1 protein-coding gene is annotated in these 339 nt (G+C 54.0%); it reads right to left on the reverse strand.

Translation table 11 applies throughout. The features are described from left to right. Window positions 1-194 (reverse strand): hypothetical protein (locus AC1RPV_RS07720; protein ID WP_481764189.1); only part of this gene is annotated, 194 nt, incomplete at its 3' end. Window positions 195-339 lie beyond the last annotated feature (145 nt).

Consider the following 339-nt stretch of genomic DNA (forward strand, 5'->3'; position numbering starts at 1 on the left):
TAGTTATACACTGCAACGTTTGGTGGGAACGTGGTAGTGGCCGTCACACCCAACCCAAAATAGCCATCCGTCGTATTTCCCGCACCTGACATGTATGCATTGGCCAAACCAGTCGATGTTCCACCGGATGTTGTGTTCGACGCATACGTGTAAATGTCCGTATTAGGCGACGTTCCAGAGCACCCGGCAAACACCCCTATAGTCGCGTTTCCAGCTGCACCCGGACCATTGACTGCGAGACGGGCGGCAGCTGCACCGCCAGCATACGTGTTAGAGGCATACAGATAGATGATGCTCGGAGCACCAGAAGTTCCGGTGTTGTACTGACCGGAGTACATG

The sequence above is a fragment of the Dellaglioa sp. CoH-55-MRSF-9 genome (assembly GCF_056782155.1).